This is a genomic window from Pengzhenrongella sp. (assembly GCF_036565025.1).
Taxonomy (GTDB): domain Bacteria; phylum Actinomycetota; class Actinomycetes; order Actinomycetales; family Cellulomonadaceae; genus Pengzhenrongella.
Genome location: NZ_DATCNW010000250.1, coordinates 1 through 21820, shown reverse-complemented (window position 1 = coordinate 21820; position 21820 = coordinate 1). Strand labels below are relative to the sequence as shown.

The window sequence follows — 21820 nt, the reverse complement described above, 5'->3', positions numbered from 1 at the left end:
CGAACCGTCAGTTCCCGATCTCGCACTTCCCGAGCTCGCGCGCCATCGCGTCCCGCTCGGCGGCCGTCACCCACAGCCCGTACGCGGCCTTCACCTGCACCTGGCGGATCACGTACAGGCAGCGGAACGGCTTGTGCGGCGGCAGCCAGGTCGCGGCGTCCCCCGCGCCCTTCGCCATGTTGAGCGGTCCGTCGACGGCGAGCAGGTTCGCGGGATCGTTCGCGAACGACTCCCGGACTGCGGGCGTCCAGCCCTGGGCGCCTTTCTGCCAGGCGTCGTCGAGCGCCACCACGTGGTCGATCTGCACCGCCGAGCTCGTGTCGACCCCGCGCTTGAACTTGATGTCGTGCCCGCTGTACGGGTCCGCCAGCGTGCCCGACAGCACGAGGCAGCCGCCCGTGCCGGGCTTGAACGTCGGCTCCGACAGGTCGCGCTTGAGGATGTCGTTGCGGGTGTCGCACCCGTTGTGGTCGACGTCCTGCCACGGCTGGCCGAACAGGCCCCGGTCGTAGCCGGTCTGCGGCGCCCGCCCCTTGACCGCGAGCTTCGGCAGGGCCGCGCGCGCCGACGCGACGTCGTCGGCCGCGACGGGATAGCGCACGCCGTCGACCGCTGTGGTGATGCTGGGGGCGGCGAGGCTCACGCCGAAGGCGGCCGCCGCGGCGGACACGAGGTAGACCAGGGCGACCAGGACGCGTCGTCGGCCGCGGCGGCCTCCTCGGGCTGAGGGGCGGCGCGGACGGGAGGCGCGAGCGGTCACAGGCGTGAGCGTGTCACGCGCAGCGGGGCCTGTACGCCAACGGGTGGGCGATCTGGGGATGACCGCGCGCGGCACCTGTCCTTGGGGTGGGCGGAACCGGACCGATCGCCCCCGCCGGGCGCGCGTTGGCGCCGACACCGCCGCGCTCGCTACCCTCGGCGACCATGGCCACCCCACACATCTCCGCCGAGCTCGGCGACATCGCCCAAGACGTCCTCATGCCCGGCGACCCGCGCCGCGCCCGCCTCATCGCCGAGACCGTGCTCGACGACGCCCGCCTCGTCACCGAGGTGCGCGGCATCCTCGGGTACACCGGGACCTACCAGGGCCGCCCGGTCTCGGTGCTCGCGTCGGGCATGGGCATGCCGTCCATCTCCATCTACGCGACCGAGCTGTACCGGTTCTTCGGCGTCCGGCGGATCATCCGCATCGGCACCGCCGGCGGCATGGCGCCGCTCCTCGAGCTGGGCGACGTCGTGATCGCGACCGCTGCGCACACCGACTCGGCGATGAGCGCGAACCGGATCCCGGGCATCCACTACAGCCACGCGCCGAGCTTCGCGCTCGCCGCGGCGGCGGTCGCGGCGGCGTCCGGCGGCGTGCAGAAGGGCACGGTGCACGCCGGCGCGGTGATCTCCAGCGACGCGTTCTACCTCGAGCGCCCGGCCACGAACGACCTCCTCGTCAAGCACGGCACCCTCGCGGTGGAGATGGAGGCGGCCGGGCTGTACGCCGTGGCCGACGCCGAGGGCGGCCAGGCGCTCGCCATCTGCACCATCTCCGACCTGCTGTTCCGCGACGAGGCCCTGTCCGCGGACGAGCGCGAGCTGCTCTTCGAGCGGTCCGTGCAGCTCGCGCTGGCGGCGTTCGCGAACTCCTGAGGTCGGTCCGCGTCCGACGCCGAGCGGGAAGCCGCTTCGGGCGCCGCTCGCTCCCGCGTACTCCGCGCGGCGCGGTGAGTACCGGGTGACCTACTTCATGGACGATGCCGCACGGGTCGTCAGGGTGACGGCGATCGCCCATCGGGCCGACGCGTACCGGACCTAATTCGGCCATCCAGTTGCAGGTCAGCGCTGCGAGATCACCACGCAGCAGCGGTCCGGGGCCGGGTCGAGGCGAGCCTCGAGTCGGTCCCCCAGCCCCTCGGTGAGGGCGCCGATGAGTGAGAGGTTCATGCCGCAGACGAGCTCGGTGTGGTCACGGGCGAGGGCGTGGAACGGGCAGTTCGCCATCGTGATCGTGCCGTCGCGCAGGTGCGGTTCGTACCCGCGCGAGGCGAGCGCGCGGCAGGCGCGGTCCAGCGCGGTCGGCGGTGCCGGGTCGTCGTCGGCCGTGGTGGAGGCGGCGACGCTCGGGTCCGTCGCGCTCGCGGCGAGGAGCGCGCCGGCGTCGGACGCGGCCCGCCCGAGCGCCGCGAGCACCGGGGTCCCGTCGCGCACCGAGTCGTCGATCGCCCGGGCCAGCAGCTCCCCGGCGAGGTCGTAGCGCCGCTCGGGCAGCGCGACGGAGACCTCCCGGGCGGAGCGCCGGTACAGCTTCGTCGGGCGACCGGCACCCGGTCCCTGCCGATCACCCAGCCGACGCGACTCGGCGTCGAGCAGCCCGTCGCGGACCAGGCGGTCCAGGTGGAACTTGGCAATGTGCCGCTCGACGCCGATGCCGGCGGCGGCCTGGTCGCGGCTCACCGCGCCCTCCTGCGCGAGGACGTACAGGTACAGCTCGCGGCGGACCGGCTCCGCGAGCGAAGCGACCCCCGTGACCTGCGACGCGAAATCCTCCACGATCCTTCCTCCCCTCGGAGGCCGACCCGGCCCCATTGACGTCTGCGTGCTCTGCCTCTAACGTACATCCATATATCCGTTAGAAGCGAGGGTGACTGATGCTGATCCAGATACCGAAGCCGGTCCAGGTCGACCGGGCCCCGGTCATCGACCTGGCCGCGGCCGAGAATGCGGCCGGCGCCTTCCTCACCGCGCTCGGCGTCTCGCTCGACTCCGAGAGCCGGCGCGCGACCCCGGGCCGGATGGCGCGGGCCTACGCGGAGATGCTCACCCCGACCACGTTCACCCCGACGACGTTCGCGAACGACGAGGGCTACGAGGAACTGGTTCTCGCCCGCTCGCTGCCGGTTCGCTCGGTGTGTGAGCACCACGTGCTGCCGTTCGTCGGCGTGGCGCACGTCGGATACCTCCCGGGCGGGCGCATCCTCGGGCTGTCCAAGTTGGCCCGTGTCGTCGAGATGTACTCCCGGCGCCCGCAGGTTCAGGAGCGTCTCACGCAGCAGATCGCGGACTGGGTCGCCACAACGCTGTCGCCCCGCGGGGTGGGCGTCGTGATCGAGGCCGAGCACATGTGCATGACGGTGCGTGGTGTCGGGGTGACCGGAGCGAGCACGACGACGTCGGCGCTGCACGGCCTCCTGCGCGACGATCCTCGCGCCCGCGCCGAGTTCTTCGCCCAGGTCGACCGTCCGAATCACTCGAACCCCGATCACTCGAACCTCACTCAGGAGTAGCCCATGGCCGACATCGAGACGTTCGTCATCGTCGGAGCGAGCCTCGCCGGCGCGAAAGCCGCGGAAGGGTTGCGCGAGGAGGGGTTCACCGGGCGCATCGTGCTCATCGGCGAGGAGCCGTACCGCCCCTACGAGCGTCCGCCGCTGTCCAAGGGCTTCCTGCTGGGCACCTCGCCGCGCGAGGAGGTGTTCGTGCACCCGGAGGGCTGGTACGCGGAGCACGACGTCGACCTGCGGCTGAGCACGCGGGTGGTCTCGCTCGACCGTGCGGCCCGGGAGGTCGTGCTCGACGGCGGCGAGCGGATCGGGTACGACCGCCTGCTGCTCACCACCGGATCGGAGCCGCGTCACCTGAACGTGCCCGGCTCCGCGGCCGACGGCGTGCTGTACCTGCGCCGTCTGGAGGACAGCGAGCGGCTCCGCGAGGCGTACACGAAGGCGACCCGCGTCGCGATCATCGGGGCCGGCTGGATCGGGCTGGAGACCGCCGCCGCCGCGCGGGCGGCCGGCCTGGACGTGACCGTGCTCGAGGCGGCCGAGCTGCCGCTGCTGCGGGTGCTGGGTCCGGAGGTCGCGCAGGTGTTCGCCGACCTGCACGTGGAGCACGGCGTGGCCCTGCGCCTCGGGGTGCAGGTGGCACGCCTGACGACGTCCGCCATTCCCGGCAAGACCAGCGCGGTGACCGGCGTCGAGCTGCGCGACGGGACGGTGATCCGAGCCGACCTGGTGCTGATCGGGGTCGGCATCACCCCCGTGGTGTCCCTGGCGGCCGACGCCGGCCTCGACGTCACCAACGGCGTGCGGGTCGATGAGCACCTACGTACCGGCGACCCGGCGGTGTTCGCCGCCGGCGACGTCGCCAACGCGTACCACCCGACGTTGCGCCGCGAGGTGCGGGTGGAGCACTGGGAGAACGCGCGTCGTCAGGGGGCGCTCGTCGCCAAGACGATGCTCGGTCAGGACGTCGTGTTCGACCGGCTGCCGTATTTCTTTAGCGACCAGTACGACCTGGGCATGGAGTACGTCGGGTACGTCGCGCCCGGGGAGTACGACCAGGTGGTGCTGCGCGGGGACGTCGCGAAGCGCGAGTTCCTGGCGTTCTGGCTTAGTGATGGGCGGGTGCTCGCCGGGATGAACGTGAACGTGTGGGACGTGGTCGGGGAGGTCGAGGAGCTGATCGGGCGGGGCCGGCAGGTGGACGTCGCGCGGCTCGCGGACGTGGCGGTCCCGCTCGCGGAGGTGTAGTTCGGGGCCGGGTGCCCGGGGCCGGGTGCGGGGCCGCGGCCGGGTGCGGGTGCGGGGCCGGGGCCGATGCCAGGTGCGGTGCCCGGCGCCGGCTCCGGGTGCCCGGCGCCGGTGGCGGTGCAGGGGGGGCGCTCCGGCTCGGACCACCCGCTCCGCAGCTCGGCTCCCTCCGCCGGGGACGCTCGGCCTCGGACCGTCCGCTCTGCCGCCCGGCGCCCGCCAGAATCCGGAAGAATTGGCGTGCGCCGCGCACCAAACCTTCCCAAAACCGGGCTCCGTGGACCGTCGGGCTCTGGCTCGGACCCCTCCGCGGCTCGGCTCCCGACGCCGGGGACGCTCGGCCTCGGACCACCGGCACCGCGGCCCGGTTCCCCGCCGGGATTCGGAAGATTTGGCGTGCGCCGCGCACCAAACCTTCCCATTCCCTCCGAAAACCGGCTCCGCCGACCGTCGGGGCTCGGGCGGGGTTGTGTACAGGCGTCCGGTGCGCGGTGCGCGGTGCGCCGGGTGCGGTGCGCCGGGTGCGGGGTGCGGGGTGCGGGGTGCGGTGCGCGGTGCGCCGGGCGCCGGGTTCGGGGTGCGGGGTTCGCGGTGCCGGGTGCTGCCGCTGCCGCTGCCCAATGCGCGGGCCGCTCGGGCTCCGACCACCCGCTCCGCGGCCCGGCTCCCTCCGCCGGGATTGGGAAGATTTGGCGTGCGCCGCGCACCAAACCTTCCCAAAACCGGGCCCCGTGGACCGTCGGGCTCCGGCTCGGACCACCTCTCCGCGGCTCGGCTCCCGCCGCCGGGGACGCTCGGGCTCGGACCGTCCGCGCTGCGGCCCGGCCCCGGCCGGGAATCGGAAGACTTGGCGTGCGCCGCGCGCCAAATCTTCCCATTCCCTCCGAAAACCGGGCTCCGTCGAGCTTCGGGGCTCGGCGGGGTTGTGCACAGGCGTCCGGTTTTCGGTTCGCGGGGGTGTCGCGCCTGTACGTTCGCGACCTGGGCGACATCCTAAGGGGGCGGCATGTTGGGTGTGAGGCGTCGTGTGATCAGCGCGCTCGTGGTGGCCGGGGCACTGACGGTCGGTGGATGCGCGGGAGGTGGACCTGAGCCCGGTCCGTCACCGAGACCCACGGCCGAACCGACTGTCCACGCCGCACCGGTGCCCACCCCGAGCCCGACGGCGAACGTCGTTGCCAAGCCCGAGCGCCCGATGGCGATGGCCCGCACGGACGAGGTCGGTGCCGCGGCTGCGGCGCGATATTTCTTGAGTCTCTATCCGTACGTGATGCAATCCGGCGACGTCGCGGAGTGGGATGCGATGACCTTCGCGAGCTGCGATTTCTGCACGGAGATCAGTAATGTCGCAAAACAGTATGCAAAGAACAAGGATACTTTTGTCGGTGGCGAGATCAAGGTTACGGATCTTCGCGTCCTTCCGATCGACGAAGAGATTCGCGGCTATCCGATCGACGTTTCGATTCTGCAAGATCGTTCCGTGCGAACCAACTCTAAAGGCGTGGTCGTGGAAAACGGCCTAGGTGAAGATCGATCCATTCGCATGGACACCCTCTACTTCTCCGGGGATTGGGTAATCCTCGCCGTTGCAGAGGGAGCCTGATCATGGCCACGCTGAAGGTAGGTAGTAGTTCGATCGCAATCGCGATCATGATCGCGATCCTCCTTGCTGTCGGGGCGCAGCCTTCGGTTGCGTTTGCAAAAGCTAATAAGCCGAAGTCGGTACCGGCGACGCATCGGATTTCCGCAGCGATAACACATCACGGCGTACTCGTAGGGGACACGAGAACCAGGGAGGGGAACTCAGCGGAGTTACGGAGGACGAAGAGGTTTTATGTGCAGGTAGCTTCGACATCAAAGGTATCGGCACCGCAGGCCCGAGTCACTGAGTCCCGGCGGGTTCCCCGTTCACTGTGTGGCGTTTTGTCGCGAACGGCGTTCAATGGAGCGATGACCCTCTATTGCCTCGACTTTATTGGCGGCTCTGTAGTGCCCTGCCCGGATGGTCGACAGCCGGCCGATCCTCTGATCCGCCGGACTGCGGGCTCCTCCAACTCCACAGCGGGGGCGCGCTGGAAGCTTGTGGACGGTGGCGGATGTGCCACCCCGGGCGTCGCGGCGGCGCCGGGTGCTCCTCCCGTCGTCGTCAAGGTGGACCTCGGTCCGGCGGTTGCTTCCGCGTTTCAGGAGTTGCCGCTTGCGCCGTCGTTGCTGACGGTGCAGCCGCCGTCGGGCTGGACGTTGGTGAACATCGACAACTTTGCGTTCAGCGACGGCGCTGGGCAGACTCTGTCGGCGAACGTGCTGGGCACCGCGGTGCTGATCCGGGCGACTCCGGTCAGCTACGCCTGGGACTTCGGGGACGGGTCTGCACCGTTGGTCACGAGCTATCCCGGCGCCGCCTACCCGCACGCCACGATCGCGCACAAGTACCTGGCGGAGGGCACCCACCTGATTGTGTTGACGACCACCTGGCGGGCGGACTACCGGGTCGCCGGATCGGCTACCTGGAAGCCGGTCTCGGGCACGGCGACCACGTCGAGTTCGAGCGCACCCCTGACCGTCTACGAGGCAAGGTCCCGTCTGGTGGACGGACCCGTCGCCTACTGAGCACACTGGAACGGAGTTGACCAGGCGATTCCCGAGTCAATCCCGCCGCCGAGCTCGCCAACAGCTCGTCGTCGCCCGGGTTTCGGGAGCGACTGAGCGCGAACTAGGAGTTGTTGTCGTATTTCGGCTCGCGCGACGACAACGACTCCCAGTTCGATTCGGCTCCGCCGGTTCCTCGTCGGTTCTCCGCCGGTTCCTGGCCGGTGGGCGTTCCTTCGCGCGAGCACCGATGAATAGACGTCCATGTGCATGGCCGAGCTCGGGTCGGTCCGTTGGTGAGGCGGTTTTCGGAAGAAATGGTTCGGGGCGCGCACCAAATCTTCCGAAAACCGGGGGTTCATCGGCGGCGGGCGGTGAGGACCGTGTCGTGGGCCGTCCTCTGCTCGCCCTTGTCGTTCGTGACCTGTCGGGGGCGGGCTTCGCTGACCAGGACCTCCCAAACATGCGGGTCCAGCGTGTCGGCGACCTGGTCAGCGGTGTACATCAGGTCGGGTACCGACCCCCGTCCGACGTCGGCCTGAATGTCGCTCGGGTGGTGGCCTACGACGAGCAGGGTCCCGCCCGGGGACACCGACGCCGCGAGCCGGGCATGCACTGTCCGCAGCTGCATGGACGGCAGGTGCATGAACTGCGCAGTCACGAGGTCGTAGGTCGTCCCACGCTGGTCGGCGGCGGTATCGCCGTGGTCGTGCTCGGGTGCCCGATCCGCGGTCACCTCGACGTCCGCGGTCAGGTCGGCACCCGCGGTCAGGTCGACATCCGCAGTCACGTCGACACCCGCGGTCACCTCGACATCCGCGGTCAGGTCGACGCGGAGCCACGTGATGCGGTCGGCCACCTCCGGGCCAGCCTCGGCCTCGTTGGCCCTTGCGCGTCGCAGGGCGGTCGGGGAGATGTCGATCGCCGTGACCTGCCAGCCGCGCTGGGCGAGCCAGACGGCGTCGGCGCCCTCGCCGCAGCCGACGTCGAGGGCCGTCCCGGGCGGGAGGTCCGCGGTCTCGGTCACCAGCTGCGGGTTCGGGCGGCCGCTCCAGGCGGCGGTCCGTGAGCGGTACATCTCCTCCCAGAACGCCTCGCCAAGAACTGCGTCCCCACCTGCGTGACCGTGGAGCGCATCCGTGCGGACCGTTGCCGCTTCGTCCTCGTTCATCTCGACCTGGCTCTCCCGGATGTCTTCGCCCTGGCCTGCATTTGCGCGAATGCCACCGTGAGCGGCCTGCTGATCGGGTTCGGCCGGCAATCGTGTTGCCCCGACGCCCGTCTCGGGGACGTCTGTCGGTTCCTCACGCTCCACCGTCACGCGGACGGTCGACCACCGCGCTTCCTCATGGTTCCAGTAGCGGTCCGGGAAAGTCCCTTCGGGCTCTCCCGTGCCGGCGACGTGGTCCCGCGGTTCGCGCCGGGTCTCAGCGCCTTCGCGCGTCATCGGGTCACCGTCATTGGTTTGCGGTGCCCGCGCGCATCGGTGGCACCCGGCGTCGCCCCCAGCTCCCCAGCCTGCGCAGCGGCGCGCTCCGCGACAGCCCGTGCGACGTCCTCGGCGACCAGGTCGCCGTTGATCGCCATGGCCGACGCCGATCCGGCGGCGGCCGACGCGACGAGCACCGCCGTCACGTCGGCCACGTTCCCTGCCGCCCACACCCCCGGCACCGCGGTGCGGCCCGCGGGCCCGACCGGAACCTGGCTCCCCAGGCCCATCGGGTGCTCGACGAAGTCCAGCCCGAGCGACGTGAGGACGCCGTCGTCGGCCGAAGCCTGCGGCCCGACCACGACGACCTGCGCCGGCAGTGTCCGACCCGAAGCCAGCCGGACTCCCGTGATCCGGTCGTCGGTCACCTCGAGCGCGGACACCTCGCCGTCCACGACCTTGACGCCCCGCGCGGCGAGCTGCTCCCACTGCTCGTCCGTCGGCTGCGGGCCGGTGTGCAGGAACAGCGTCACGTCGCCCGTCCACTGCCCGAAGAGCAGCGCCTGGTGCACCGAGCGCGCCGCGGTCGCGAGCACCGCGACCGCCTGGTCGCGCACCTCCCAGCCGTGGCAGTACGGGCAGTGGAGGACGTCGCGCCCCCACCGCTCCCGCAACCCGGCGACGGCGGGGAGCTCGTCCACTACCCCGGTCGTGACCAGCAGCCGGCGGGCGAGGACGGTGTTGCCGTCGTCCAGCCGGACGGCGAAACCGCCGTCGGGCAGGGACCGGGCGGACACGGCCCGGCCCGGACGCAACTGCGCGCCGTAGCCCTGCACCTCCGACCGCCCGAGCCGCAGCAGCTCGCCGGGCGGCGTGCCGTCCCGGGTGACGAAGCCCTGGCTGTGCGCGGCCGGCGCGTTCCGCGGCTCGCCGGCGTCGATGACGAGCACCGATCTGCGCGCGCGGGCCAGCACCAGGGCGCCGCTCAGCCCCGCGATCCCCGCGCCCACCACGACGACGTCGTACTGCTCGCCCAGCGGGTCCGTCCTGCGCCTATCGGTCACGATGACCACCTCCGTGAGCACCTTGCGCGTCGGGAGCAACCGTTGACAATCTTCCTTGCCGATACGGCAAACTATTCGGGTGACGGAACAGACGAACGAGGTGCTGAACGCGGTAGGGCCGCGCCTGCGGGCACTCCGCCAGCAGCGGCAGCTCACCCTCACCGAGCTGTCGACGACCACCGGAATCTCGATCAGCACCCTGTCCCGGCTCGAGTCCGGGAACCGGCGGCCGAGCCTCGAGCTCCTGCTGCCGCTCGCGCAGGTGTACCGGGTGCCCCTCGACGATCTGGTCGGCGCGCCCCCGACCGGTGACCCCCGCGTGCACCTCAAGCCGAAGACGATGCACCGCATGACCGTCGTCCCGCTGAGCCAGCAGGCGGGGTCGCTCCAGGCGTTCAAGATGGTGATGCCCGTGGGCTCCCCGACGCAGCTGCCGGAGCAGAAGGCGCACGAGGGCTACGAGTGGCTCTACGTGATTTCCGGTCGGCTGCGGCTGCTCCTTGGCGAGCGCGACCTCACGCTGGGCCGCGGCGAGGCGGCCGAGTTCGACACCCGCGTGCCGCACTGGTTCGGCAACGCCGGCACCGAGCCGGTGGAGTTCCTGACCCTGTTCGGCCGGCAGGGTGAGCGCGTCCACCTGCGGGCCGGGCCCTCGGTCGGCGGCCCGCCGACGTGAGCGACGGCGACGTGAGCGACGGCGACGTGACCGACGGCGACGTGAGCGACGGCGAAGTGACCCACCCACAGGCCGCCGAACCGATCGAAATCTCCCAACCCACGCGCAGGTAGTTCACCTACGCGCCCGAGCCGGGCACGATAGGTCAGTGACAGGACGCGATGAACTGACGGCGTGGCTCGCCGGGCGAGACGGGCCGGAGCTGGAACGGACCCTCACCCTGCGGCCGGATGCGCTGTACGGCTCGCCGGTGCGGGATCTGGAGGACCTCGCGAACCGCCTCGTCGGGCGCGAGTCGGTGGCCCGCGCACTCCAGGAGCTGGCGTCCCCGATGCTCCAGGTGCTCGAGGTCCTTGCCGCCTTGGGCGCGGGCGCGACCATCGACCGCGCGACGGAGCTGCTGGACCGCACGGCCCTCGGCCTCGATGCCGAGAGCCACCACTCGTACGTCGAGGCGATGCTGCGGGCCCTCGGCTTCGCGGCGCTCGCGTGGCCCCGCCCGGACGGCCGGTACGTCGTGAACCCGGGCCTGCACGACGCGATCCCGTACCCGTTGGCGATCGGGCGCCCGGTCGAGGTGCTGCTCACCGACGTGCCCAGCTCCGTGCTGAGGTCGGTCGTCCAGCGCTGGGGTCTCCCGGCGCCGACCCGCAAGGCCGAGCTCGTCGAGGAGGTCCGGACGTTCCTCGCGGACGAGTCCCGGGTGCGCAAGCTGCTGAGCGAGGCGCCGGAGTCGGTCGCCCGGGTTCTCCTCGACCGCTCGAACGAGGCCGCGCGACGGGCGTTCGCGCAGGTCGGCGGCGACCCGGTCGACGACGTCGAGGACTACTACGCGGCCCAATTCGACCGCGCCGCCTACGCCGCCCGGCAGACGGCGGTCGCCTGGGCGCGCGAGAACGGGCTGGGATTCAACCCGAACACGTTCGGGATGGACGTCGAGCTGCCCGCGGAGACCGTCCTCGCCCTGAAGGCCGCCGAGATCCGGGCCCCGTTCACCCCCGTTTCACCGACCATCGCGACCGCTCCGGTCACCGACGGGCAGGTGCACTCGAGCGCCGCGGGAGCGATCACCGAGTTCCTCGCGGTCGCGATGGCGACCCTCGAGACGGTGACCCGCACGCCCATGGCTGCGCTCAAGGCGGGCGGGATCGGCGCGCGCGAGCTGGCGAAGGTGGCCAAGCGGCTGGGTGCCGACGTCAAGGACGTCCGGGTCACCCTCGAGCTCGCGGTACGGCTCCGGCTGCTCGAGAAGAACCGGGCGGGCAACCTCACGACCTCGGCGAACTTCGCCGAGTGGCGCCGTGGCGCGCCGGCCCAGCGGGCGGCCGACCTGGTCGCGACCTGGTTCGCCATGGCGTTCGCGCCAAGTAACGACCGCGACTACGAGGACAAGTCGCTCCCGGCGCTCGCGCTGAGCGCGTACGGGAGCGGCACGGCCCGCGCGCTGCGTGGTCTCGCTTTGCGGCACGTCGACAGGCTCGACGACGGCGTCGGCGTGACCGGGGTCGAGACCCTCGTCCAGGCCATCGAGTGGCGAATCCCGCTGATCGCGACCGACCCCTATGCGCTCGACCTCACGGCGACCTGGGTCGAGGCCCAGCGGTTCGGGGTCGTTGCGCACGGCAGGCTGAGCGAGGTGGGCGTCGCGCTCCTGGAGGGAGGCCCTGCCGAACTCGTCGACGCGCTGACCGGCATGCTGCCCGCCGTGCAGCGCACGGCGCTGTTCGGCTCGGACCTCACGGTGGTCGTGCCGGGGAGCCCGGATCCCGCCGTCGTCGACCTGCTCGACGCCATGGCCGTGCGCGAGGGCCGGGGCGTGGCGAGCACCTGGCGGGTGACGCCCGAGAGCGTGCGGGGCGCGCTCGACGACGGGTACGACGCGGCGGCGCTCGCCGCTGGGCTGCGCGGGTTCGCCGAGAGCGACCTGCCGCAGGCCCTGGAGTACCTGCTCCAGGACGTCGGCAAGCGGCACGGTCACGTCAAGGTCGGGCCGGCGGGCGCTGTCGTGCAGAGCGAGGACAGTGGGCTGCTGTCCGAGGTCGAGGTGAACAGGGGGCTGCGCGGGCTTGGCCTGCGCCGGATCGCGCCAACCGTGCTGCTGGCCGAGGCGCCGGTCGCGCAGGTCGTCGCGGGGCTCCGCGCGGCGGGCTACCTGCCGCTCGAGCTGGCGGCCGGCGGCGGCCGGGTCGTGCAGCTGAGGTCGGCGACGGTCAACGGTGGCGTGCCGAACGAGGCGCTCGCCGACGTCGACGACGCCGACGACATGTTGCGCGAGTGGGCCGCCGAGCTTGCCGCGCGGGTGCAGGGTCGGCGTGGCCCGCCCGTCCCGGACCCGGAACCCGCGAGCGACGCCGCTGCGCGGCTGGTCAACAGCGTGCTGCCGCCCGGCGCCGTCCCGGTGAGCCCGCTCGAGCGCCGGCTCCGCGGATCCGCGCAGCGGCTCTCGGCCGACGAGGTGCGCTGCCTCGCGTACGCGATCGAGCACGGGGAATCCGTGGTGCTCACCCACTCCGTGGCAGGAGGCGCGGTCATCCCAGAGGTCCTGTCCCGGCTGAAGCTGGGGGACGGTGTACTGATCGGGTGGAGCGACGCGCAACGCCAACGGATCGTTCAGCTGGACCGGATCGACGGAGTCCGCGACCTTCACTAGCCAGCCGGCCGCACCTCGCACAGCCCGATGAACGCGCCCAGCTCGCCGAGGCCCTCGGGCCGGGTCGGCAGGTAGTCGGTCAGGCCCGCCGAGCGCACGATGATCGCGCACCACTTCCCGCGCGAGACGGCCACGTTGACCCGGTTGCGCGAGAGCAGGAACTCCATGCCGCGCGGCACGTCGTCGGCCGACGACGCGGCGGTCGACACGATGACCACCGCCGCCTGCTGACCCTGGAACTTGTCGACCGTGCCGACGCGCACCGCGCGCAGCCCGGCGTCGTCGAGCGCGCGGCGGACCGTCCAGACCTGCGCGTTGTACGCGGCCACCACGATCACGTCGCCCGGTTCGAGCGGGCGGTCCTCGCCCTTGGCAGGGTCCACCCACCGATGCCCGACGACGCCCCGCACCTGGGCCACGACCTCGGCCGCCTCCTCGTGCGAGGACACCGCGTTGCCGGCGTGCTCGACCAGGACGGCCCGGACCCCGGGCTCGACGCCGTCGAGCGAACGGGCGGCCGCGGCGGGCATGGTCGACAGGCGACCCCCGTAGGCGAGCCGCGAGACCGCTGCGCACAGCGCCGGGTGCATGCGCCAGGTGTGTGCGAGGAAGTAGCCGAACTCGTCGGGCAGGGTCTCGTGCCCGTCCGCGAGCCACCCGAGCGCCGAGCCGTCGACGGGTTCGGGGTGCTTGCCCTGGCTGACCTGCGGCAGCTGCTGCGGGTCGCCGAGCAGCAGGAGGTTCCGGGCCGCGCCGGACACCGCGAGGGTGTTGGCGAGGCAGAACTGTCCGGCCTCGTCGATCACGAGCAGGTCCAGCCCGCCGGGCGGGAGCCGGTTCGGGTTCGTGAAGTCCCAGGCTGTGCCGCCGACCACGAAGCCGCCGGGCTGCGCCTGGTAGAACGAGGCGAAGTCCGTGTTCTTCGCCAGCCATTGCCACGGCGGCGCCGGGCGTTCCGCGGCCGCGGCAGCAGTCGGCGGCTTCTTGCCGATCCCCTCGGCCCGCACGCCGGCCTCGCCCACCGCGGTCAGCATGTTCTCCACCACCGCGTGGGACTGCGCGACAACCCCGATGCGCCACCCGTGCCTGACGAGCTGGGCGATCACGTGGGATCCGGAGTACGTCTTGCCCGTGCCGGGCGGGCCCTGCACGGCGAGATAGGAGCCGTCCAGGTCGAGCAGCCCCGCGGTGATCGCGTCGATGTAGCCGCGCGGGCCGGCGCCGACGGTCGGCAGGGGCCGACCGCTGAGGGTGCGCGGCGGCACGCGCCGCAGCAGGTCGAGAGCCGGCGCGTCGGGGAGCGCGAGCGTGTCCGGCGAGGCGGCGAGCTTGCCGACGACGTCGGTCGCCAGAACTCGGAGCGCGGCCTCGATCGAGGCCGTCGGGGGCCCCGCAGTCGGGCCGAGCGCCATCGGCAATGCGTCGTAGCTCGTCGCCTTGGACGGCAGCATCTCCTCGACGATGAGGACGTCCTGCTCCGCCGAGCCGTCCTCGCCGGCCGTCACGCTCAGGATCCTCGCGCCGTCCAGCCAGCCGCGGATCCCGGTCTCGGAGGTCTTCGCGCAGGTCGGGATCGGTGCGCAGTACAGCGCGCAGACCTTGGCACCGGCGCGCAGGTCGCTGCCCGGCTCGAGTCGGCCGGCCAGGCGCAGGAGCCGGCGGGAGCTGCGCTTGCCGGTGGGCACGGCCCAGTCCTCGAGCACCTCGACGTCGTCCGCGAGCACCGTGCCGCGAGCCTCGGTCCACTCCGCCGGGTCGCTGATCAGCCGGTCGAAGTGGCCCCACCAGAACGGTTTCGCCTCGCGCCAGTGGTACCCGAGCGACGCCGCGAGCATCGCGACGGCCTGCTGGTCGGCGGACCGCGCGGGTGCCGGGATGTTTCCCGTGAAACCGAGCAGCGTCTCGGCAAGCACGTCCTGCTCGGGTGCGGCGGCGTCGTCGACGGGCCGGGGTGTTCCCGCGGGAACGTCGAGGCTCGCGGTGGCGGGTTGTTCGGCCGCGCGGGCGAGCAACCAGTCGCGCAGGTGCAGGGTGGAGACGCAGTCGTACTTGTTGTAGTCCGCGATGCGCCGCAGCCGAGCGGCGAACCCGTCCGGGCCGTCGAGGTCCCCGGTGTCGCGCACCGCGCACGCGTCGGCGTACTCGACGATCGACGCGGCGGCGTTGGTCACCTCGCCCGCACGCGACGTCGGCATGTACAGCGACTCGAGCTTCTTGATCGAGTACGAGTCCTGCCCGACGCGCAGGCTCGCGCGGACCGTCGCGTACAGGTCGACCAGCACACCGTCGCGCAGCAGGTCGTCGATCACGTCCTCGCCGATGCCGTGCCGCCCGGCGAGCCTGAGCAGCGCCGTGCGCTCGTAGGCGGCGTAGTGGTAGACGTGCAGGTCCGGGTACCTTTCCCGGCGCGCGGTCACGTAGTCGAGGAAGTCGAGCAGCGCCTGCTTCTCCTCGGCGCGGTCGTGCGCCCAGAACGCGCGGAAGACCGGCTCGGCGGTCGGGTCGGCAGGATCGGCCGGATTCTCCACGACGCCGAACAGGTATTCCAGGCCCCAGTCCGTCGACCCGTTCTCGGCCCAGAGCGGGTCGCCCTCGAAGTCGAAGAAGATGTCGCCGGGATCCGCAGCCGGCAGGTTCCGGACCACGTCGGGCGCGAACAGGTCGTGATGCACCTTGCCGGACGCGTCGGCGGCCTGTGCCACCTGTAGCACCGCCTGGGCCCGGAGCTTTTCCAGGCTTCCGTTGCCGATGCCGGGGATCGATTCGGCGCTGGTGGCGAACTTCTCGACGGTCGTGATCCCGGCGTCGCGCAGCCGGGCGCGCTGGGTGGCGCGCATCCCGGCGACGAGCAGGACGTCATCGGTGCGGGTGATCTCGGGGGCGCAGACCTCGCAGCGCCCGCACGCCCGCAGCGTCGGGTAGCGGGCGTCTCCCCAGGTGACGGCGGTGTCGAAGCTCTGATGGGCGTCGAGCAGCGTCTGCAGCCGCGCGCGGCGGTCCCGGTAGACGGGCAGCAGGTCGGCGAGGCGGTGGCTGGTGGTGGTCCGGTCGCCGAGGACCAGGTGCACCTCGTCGGCCGGGCGGATGCCGGCGGAGAGCAGCTGGTCGGCGTAGGCCGCGAGCTGGAGCAGCGCGGTGACCTTCGCGTGCCGGGCCAGCTTGGTGTCGTAGACGGCGTAGACCGGACCGCTGGTCGCGTCCTCGAGACCGCGCTCGCGGACCAGGAAGTCGGCCCAGCCGCCGAACCGGCCGTCGAAGAAGCCGGCCTGGTAGACGACGTCGGCCCCCGCGCGCAGCGCGGCGAGCGTCTCGGCATGCTTTGCCGCCAGGGTGGCGCGGTTCGCGACGAGGTGGCGCGCGGGCCGCGCGATCTCGACAACCCCGCTGCCCGCCGCGGGGTCCCAGGGCCCGAAGGTGTCGCGGAATTCCTGGAGCGTGCGCCGCTCGTGCGCGTCCCCGAGGGTCGCCGCGCGGGCCAGCATCGCGTCCGCGGTCAGGTCGAGAGGCGCAATGCGCCCGAGCTTCGCATCGAGGCCCCGCAGCACGGCGAACTCGCAGGCCGCGGCGTTGGCGAGGTCACTTGCGCTGTAGACGACGTCGCCGTCGTCGGAAAGGAACATGAGGCGAGGGTAGTGAGGAGGTCCGACAGAGGTCGCCGAACCGGTCGAGCCTTGCAGCGGGGTCCGCCCAAGGATCGGGTCGTTCAATTTCCGCAGACTGCGCACATGCGTGCGCAATGCGCACATCCGATGTGCGCAGCGAGCATCGATGTGCGCAGTCTGCGTCAGATAGGACGCCGACCAATGGTCGCCGACGCAGCATCAGTGTCAGGGCGGCGCACGGGCGTCGGGCACCATGGTGGGCGTGATCGGACGCGATGAACTCAGAACCTGGTTGGCGGGGCGCAGCCCGGAGGACCTCGAACAGACCCTGGCGCTGCGGCCGGACGTGCTGTGGGGCGCTCCCGTGAGCGACCTCGATGATCTCGCGGATCGGCTGGTGCACACTGCGTCGGTGGCCACCTCGGTCGCCGACCTGCCGGTTCCCGGTCGCCAGGCACTCGAGGTCCTGATGGCTGCGGGCGCGGGCGCGTCCCTCGAGCGAGCGACCGATCTGCTTGACGCCAGCGCGTCCGGGCACGATGGCGCAGAGCACCGAGCGCGTGTCGAGGTGGTGCTGCGCGCGCTGGAGTGCGTGGCGCTCATCTGGCCCGGCGCGGACGGTCGGCTCGTCGTGAACCCAGGTCTGCGTCAGGTGATCCCGGCCCCGCTGGGACTCGGGCCGCCCGCTGAGATCCTGCTGGAGAACGTCTCGATCGTCGGTCTGAAGAAGATCGTCAAGCGCCGGAAGCTCCCAGTCCGGCAGGTCAAGGCCGGTCTCGTCGAGGAGATCCGGACCTTTCTCGCGGACCCCGCCCGGATCCGGAAGGTGTTGAGCGAGGCGCCCGAACCCGTCATCCGGGCGTTGCTCGATGACGTGCGGGAGGCCGTCAGGCGCGCGCAGTCCGATGACGAGGTCGACGACGTGGACGTCGACCCGCTCCGCTGGCGCAATCCGAAGGAGTACGCAATCCTTCTCGATGCCGCCGCCTGGGCGAGTGAGAACGGATTGGGGTTCACCACCTACTCGGCGACCGTCGCGCTGTGCTCCGAGGTCGGACTCGCGCTGCTCGACGCCGACTTCAAGGCCCCCTTCGCACCTGTACCCCCGACGATCGCCATCGCAGCGGTGACCGAGCAGCAGGCGCGCGCGACGGCGTCGGGCGCGATCACCGAATTCCTCTCGACGGCGATGGCGACCTTGGAGACGGCCGCGCGGGCCCCGTTGGTGCAGCTGGTGTCGGGTGGGATCGGCGCCCGCGAGCTGACCCGGGTGGCCAAGGCGCTGGGAACGAGTAGCGGCGCGGTTCGGATGGCACTCGAGCTCGGGATCGCGCTCGAACTGTTGGAGGTGGGAGACAACCGAACCTTGACGACCACATCGGACTTCGGTGAGTGGCGGCGGCTGGATCCGGCCCGACGGGCAGCCGACCTGATCGCGACCTGGTTCGCGAGTGACTTCGTGCCGACGATTGAGCGCGACCTTCAGGGCCGCACGCTGCCGGCGCTGATCGACTCTGGTGAGCAGGAGAACATCCCAGAGTTGCGGGTTCTCACCTTCGCCTACGCCAATGAGCTCGAGGACGGCAGGGGCGTGACCTCGCTGGACTCCTTGGTGGCGCACGTCGCCTGGCGGGTACCGCAGGCGATGGCAGGTGGCGCGGAGCACTACTTCCGCGCGAACTGGGACGAGTCCGAACGTCTCGGAGTCCTGGCCCACGGCAGGCTGACCGATCTCGGGAACGCGCTTCTCGACGCGAACGACGACGGGCTCGCCGAGGCGTTGACCGCCATGCTGCCCGGCGTGCAGACGAAGGCGATGTTCGGCTCGGACCTGACCGTGGTGGTCGCGGGAAGCCCCGCCCCGGCGATCGTGGATCTGCTCGATGCGGTGGCCGCGCGCGAGGGGCGCGGAGTGGCGAGCACCTGGCGGATCACGCCGGAGAGCGTGCGAACGGCGCTCGACGACGGCTACGCACTCGACGAGCTCTCGGACCGGTTGCGCGGACTGGCCGACGGCGACCTTCCGCAGGCCCTTGAGTACCTGCTTCGGGACGTCGGACGCAGGTACGGCCACCTTCAGGTGCGACCGGCGCACTGCCTCGTGCTGAGCGACGACGAGGCCTTGCTGGCCGAGGTCGAGGTGAACCGGGCGCTGCGCAAGTTCGGTCTGCGCCGGGTGGCGCCGACCGTGCTGATCGCGGACGCGGCCCCGCAGGAGGTTGCTGCCGGGCTTCGAGCGGCGGGCTATCTGCCGCTCGAGGAGAGCGCCTCGGGCGACCCCGTGGTGCAGTTGCGGCCGGCTTCGGGTGGTGCGGGTGCCGGTGAATCGAGTGGCGGCCCGAACGATGTGGGTGACGCGCTTCCAGCGGGCAGCGTCGTGGAATCTGCGCCCTGGTACGACGACGACGACGAGTGCGCGTGCGGACATGATCACGGGCATGGAGCGGAAATCAGCGGCGAACCGGCGCTGATGCTCGCGTGGTTGACGGGTCAGCTCGATGGAGGCGGCACCCCGGGCGCGTTCGGTGAGCCGCAAGAGTCCTCGGTCGAGGCCGCGGCGCGGCTGACCGCCGGCGGGTAGGCCGCCGGCAAGTGCCGGTTAGTCCTGCGATCGGGCCGGTCAATTTCCGCAGACTGCGCACACGGGTGCGGCCTGCGCACATCCGATGTACGCAGTTGGTCGCGATGTGCGCAGTCTGCGCTGGGGAGGATCGGCGGTTCGCCGCGATGTCAGCGGTTGGCGCCCGCGTGGGCGGCACATGGCCCGGTTGACCGTCGAAGTGGACCATCGACGCGCCCAGGTTCCCTGATCTCAGTAGTCTCCGACACGTGCCCCGATCCGACTCGTCCCCGGTCCAACGACGGCTGCTCGGCTCGGCCGTCGCGCTGCTGCTCGCGGGCGGGTTCCTGGTCGCGTGCGAGGACCAGGTGCCGACCACCGCCGCACCGGGGGCCGCAACCTCCACGCCGACCACCGAGTCCGCGCCCCAGCCGACGTCGGCCGCGCCGACCACCGAACAGACCGCGCTCGCCGCCGTCGACCTGCTCGCGGTCAAGGGCCGCGCCCAGGTCAACGACTACGACCGGGACCTGTTCGGCCAGGCCTGGCTCGACGTCGACCGCAACGGCTGCGACACCCGCAACGACATCCTGCGGCGCGACCTGACCGACGTCGTCCTCAAACCTGGCACGCACGGCTGCGCCGTCCTGACCGGCATCCTCGAGGACCCGTACTCCGGCCACGAGATCCACTTCCAGCGCGGCGTCGCGACGTCGAGCAAGGTGCAGATCGACCACGTCGTCGCCCTCGCGGACGCGTGGCAGAAAGGCGCGCGCACCTGGTCCGAGGCGCGTCGCGAGCAGTTCGCGAACGACCCGCTCAACCTGCTCGCCGTCGACGGGCCCCTGAACCAGCAGAAGGGCGCCGGCGATGCCGCGACCTGGCTGCCGCCCACCCGCGCGTACCGGTGCGACTACACCGCGCGCATCGTGGCGGTGAAGGTGAAGTACGCGCTGCGGGTGACCGCGGCCGAGCGGGACGCGCTGCGCCGCGTGCTGGGTGAATGTTCCGATCAGCCGTTGCCGACAAGCGTCGGCCGCGGCTGACTCCCACATCAGGGAGTGAGCCGCGGCCGCCGATAAGAGTTCAGCCTCTCGCGGGCTGACCCGTCGCGGGATCGAGGACGAGCGTGCCGTGTCCCTCGCCGTCGACCTTGGCCGGGTCGGAGAAGGCGAAGAGGTTGTTGAGCGTCCCCGCCTTCTCATCGAACGAGAAGTTGCCGATGCGCCCGGTGCCCCAGTTGTCCTCGACGAATCGCAGGATCGAGGTCTGGTCCGTCACGGTGTGGTCGACGAAGTTGGTCTGGGCGTACGGGGAGACGACCACCAGCGGCAGACGCGGGCCGTAGCCGCAACGGTCCTGGTAGCCGCCCGCGATCCGGGTGGCGGTCGTGCCGCAGGTCGTGCCGGTCAGCGCGTCGTGGGCCGGGTCGTTCGACTGGTTGACGATCGGGCTCATCTGGTGGTCGTACCAGCCGTCGCTGTCGTCGTAGGCGATGACGACGGCGGTGTCCTTCCAGTCCGGGGTCCGCTGGAGGCGGTTGATCGTCTGTACGAGAAAGCGCTGCTCGTCGAGCGGGCTCGAGTACCCCGCGTGACCGTCCTGGTACGCCGGTGCCTTGAGGAAGCTCACCGCGGGCTGGGTCTTCGCGTCCACCGCGGACCAGAAGTCCGTCAGGTCGTACTGGTGGTTCGCCGCACCGGCGTGCCCGATCTCGGCCACCGACGCGGGTCGGGTGTGCTTCAGGTTCGCCGTTCCGGCGGAGTACTGGAAGGGCTCGTGGTGCGGGATGTAGTCATTGCTGGCCACCCCGCCGACGTTGGTGTGCTTCGCGGCGCAGTCGGCGAAGCCGCCCTGGAACCAGCCCCAGCTCACGTTCCTCTTGTTCAGCAGGTCGCCGACGTTGGTGTTCTTCGCGTCGGTCGCGGTGGAAACGTCGCGGGTGTCACACACATCCCCGGTCGGCTGGGGGTCCCCGATGACGGAACCGTTCGCGGTCACCGCCGTCGAGGTCTGGGCGAACCCGTGGGTCTGCCCGGAAATCAGGTTCAGCGCGCCGGGCGTGGACGGACCGAACGTGGTCCCGTAGGAGTTGTCGCTCATGGCGAAGTGCTGGGCGTAGTTCCACATGGCGGTGACGGAGTTCCCGTCGTAGTACCCCATCGCCAGGCCCGGGCCCTTGCCGTAGTCCGCGCATGCGCTGGTGCCCCGGCCCACGGTCTCCACGAACTTGTCCATCAGGCCGGAGTCGAACGCCTTCTGCTCGTCCGTGTACGTGTGGTCCTGGTCGCACGTCTCGGCCTGCCCGCGGGCCAGCCGGAACGGCTGGACGGAGTTGGGGTTGTTCGGCGCGAGCAACGAGGTGCCGAGCCCGTTGACGCTCGGGGTGCCGGCGGCCGCCGTGAAGCGGGGCTCACCGGCCGAGTTGGCAGCGACGGGGTAGGTCGCGAAGTAGTGGTCGAACGAGACGTTCTCCTGGAAGATCACGACCAGGTGCTTGATCGGCGTCGTGGTGTTGCCGGCGTTGTCCGCGGCGCCCGCCGCCGGCACCCCGGAGGTGACCGCCACGGCCGCGATCAGGGTCGATCCGAGAATAGCCAACCTGGCCAATGCCCGTCGTCGTGCGTGCATCTGCGTACCCCCTCTGAACACTCGAATGTGGCGACGACCCACTTTAGGCAGAGCTTCGTTATGCGCTCGGCAAGAACAGGTTAAAGGCTGGCGCGGCAG

Annotated in this window: 15 protein-coding genes; 9 read left to right on the top strand and 6 right to left on the bottom strand. The window is 71.3% G+C overall.

Features of this window, described 5'->3' with window-relative positions:
- Positions 1-7: 7 nt before the first annotated feature.
- Entirely contained in the window at positions 8-760 is a 753-nt protein-coding gene (locus tag VIM26_RS14500; protein ID WP_331952375.1) for an HNH endonuclease family protein, read from the bottom strand.
- A 164-nt stretch (positions 761-924) separates the two neighbouring features.
- On the opposite strand from VIM26_RS14500, the gene deoD reads away from it, so the two are divergent.
- Positions 925-1641 carry a purine-nucleoside phosphorylase gene (deoD, locus tag VIM26_RS14495; protein ID WP_331952373.1) on the top strand — a complete coding sequence of 239 codons (717 nt, stop codon included), beginning with the start codon at positions 925-927 and terminating at the stop codon, positions 1639-1641.
- A gap of 186 nt (positions 1642-1827) precedes the next feature.
- Here deoD and VIM26_RS14490 read toward each other — a convergent pair whose 3' ends face one another.
- Positions 1828-2541: a transcriptional regulator gene (locus VIM26_RS14490; protein WP_331952371.1), complete on the bottom strand. Its 714-nt coding sequence runs from the start codon at positions 2539-2541 to the stop codon at positions 1828-1830.
- A 98-nt stretch (positions 2542-2639) separates the two neighbouring features.
- On the opposite strand from VIM26_RS14490, the gene folE reads away from it, so the two are divergent.
- The 4 genes from folE (at position 2640) to VIM26_RS14470 (ending at position 7130) form a co-directional block, all read left to right on the top strand.
- Positions 2640-3275 (top strand): GTP cyclohydrolase I FolE, encoded by a 636-nt coding sequence (folE, locus tag VIM26_RS14485; RefSeq protein ID WP_331952369.1) that lies wholly within the window; start codon positions 2640-2642, stop codon positions 3273-3275.
- A gap of 3 nt (positions 3276-3278) precedes the next feature.
- Positions 3279-4520, top strand: coding sequence for an NAD(P)/FAD-dependent oxidoreductase (locus tag VIM26_RS14480; protein ID WP_331952367.1), 1242 nt, complete (start codon positions 3279-3281; stop codon positions 4518-4520).
- Positions 4521-5664: 1144 nt separating this feature from the next.
- Positions 5665-6123, top strand: a complete 459-nt coding sequence (locus VIM26_RS14475; protein ID WP_331952365.1) for a DUF6318 family protein — start codon at positions 5665-5667, stop codon at positions 6121-6123.
- A 587-nt stretch (positions 6124-6710) separates the two neighbouring features.
- Complete coding sequence (locus VIM26_RS14470) at positions 6711-7130, top strand: PKD domain-containing protein (RefSeq protein WP_331952363.1); 420 nt, start codon at positions 6711-6713, stop codon at positions 7128-7130.
- A gap of 337 nt (positions 7131-7467) precedes the next feature.
- Here the strand turns inward: VIM26_RS14470 and VIM26_RS14465 are convergent, their stop codons facing one another.
- Together VIM26_RS14465 and VIM26_RS14460 are read right to left on the bottom strand one after the other, a co-directional pair.
- Positions 7468-8280: a class I SAM-dependent methyltransferase gene (locus VIM26_RS14465; RefSeq protein ID WP_331952361.1), complete on the bottom strand. Its 813-nt coding sequence runs from the start codon at positions 8278-8280 to the stop codon at positions 7468-7470.
- Between the two features lie 272 nt (positions 8281-8552).
- Entirely contained in the window at positions 8553-9602 is a 1050-nt protein-coding gene (locus VIM26_RS14460; RefSeq protein WP_331952359.1) for an NAD(P)/FAD-dependent oxidoreductase, read from the bottom strand.
- A 79-nt stretch (positions 9603-9681) separates the two neighbouring features.
- Between VIM26_RS14460 and VIM26_RS14455 the strand changes: the two genes are divergently transcribed.
- Positions 9682-10278, top strand: a complete 597-nt coding sequence (locus VIM26_RS14455; protein ID WP_331952357.1) for an XRE family transcriptional regulator — start codon at positions 9682-9684, stop codon at positions 10276-10278.
- Positions 10279-10426: 148 nt separating this feature from the next.
- Positions 10427-12928: a helicase-associated domain-containing protein gene (locus VIM26_RS14450; RefSeq protein ID WP_331952355.1), complete on the top strand. Its 2502-nt coding sequence runs from the start codon at positions 10427-10429 to the stop codon at positions 12926-12928.
- Here the strand turns inward: VIM26_RS14450 and VIM26_RS14445 are convergent.
- On the bottom strand, positions 12925-16548 hold the full coding sequence (locus tag VIM26_RS14445) for a TM0106 family RecB-like putative nuclease (RefSeq protein WP_331952353.1): 3624 nt from the start codon (positions 16546-16548) through the stop codon (positions 12925-12927). The genes VIM26_RS14450 and VIM26_RS14445 overlap by 4 nt on opposite strands.
- 244 nt (positions 16549-16792) lie before the next feature.
- Here VIM26_RS14445 and VIM26_RS14440 point away from each other — a divergent pair, with 244 nt between their 5' ends.
- A complete protein-coding gene (locus VIM26_RS14440; RefSeq protein WP_331952351.1) occupies positions 16793-19111 on the top strand; it encodes a helicase-associated domain-containing protein in 2319 nt (772 codons plus the stop codon).
- Between the two features lie 248 nt (positions 19112-19359).
- Positions 19360-20136 carry an HNH endonuclease family protein gene (locus VIM26_RS14435; protein ID WP_331952349.1) on the top strand — a complete coding sequence of 259 codons (777 nt, stop codon included), beginning with the start codon at positions 19360-19362 and terminating at the stop codon, positions 20134-20136.
- 40 nt (positions 20137-20176) lie between these two features.
- Here VIM26_RS14435 and VIM26_RS14430 read toward each other — a convergent pair whose 3' ends face one another.
- Positions 20177-21691 (bottom strand): alkaline phosphatase family protein, encoded by a 1515-nt coding sequence (locus VIM26_RS14430; protein ID WP_331952347.1) that lies wholly within the window; start codon positions 21689-21691, stop codon positions 20177-20179.
- Between the last annotated feature and the right edge of the window lie 129 nt (positions 21692-21820).

Bases quoted from the DNA above. Each gene is read 5' to 3' on its own strand.
- VIM26_RS14445 (WP_331952353.1), bottom strand. From the start codon at position 16,548: ATGTTCCTTTCCGACGACGGCGACGTCGTCTACAGCGCAAGTGACCTC.
- folE (WP_331952369.1), top strand. From the start codon at position 2,640: ATGCTGATCCAGATACCGAAGCCGGTCCAGGTCGACCGGGCCCCGGTC.
- VIM26_RS14480 (WP_331952367.1), top strand. From the start codon at position 3,279: ATGGCCGACATCGAGACGTTCGTCATCGTCGGAGCGAGCCTCGCCGGC.
- deoD (WP_331952373.1), top strand. From the start codon at position 925: ATGGCCACCCCACACATCTCCGCCGAGCTCGGCGACATCGCCCAAGAC.
- VIM26_RS14465 (WP_331952361.1), bottom strand. From the start codon at position 8,280: ATGAACGAGGACGAAGCGGCAACGGTCCGCACGGATGCGCTCCACGGT.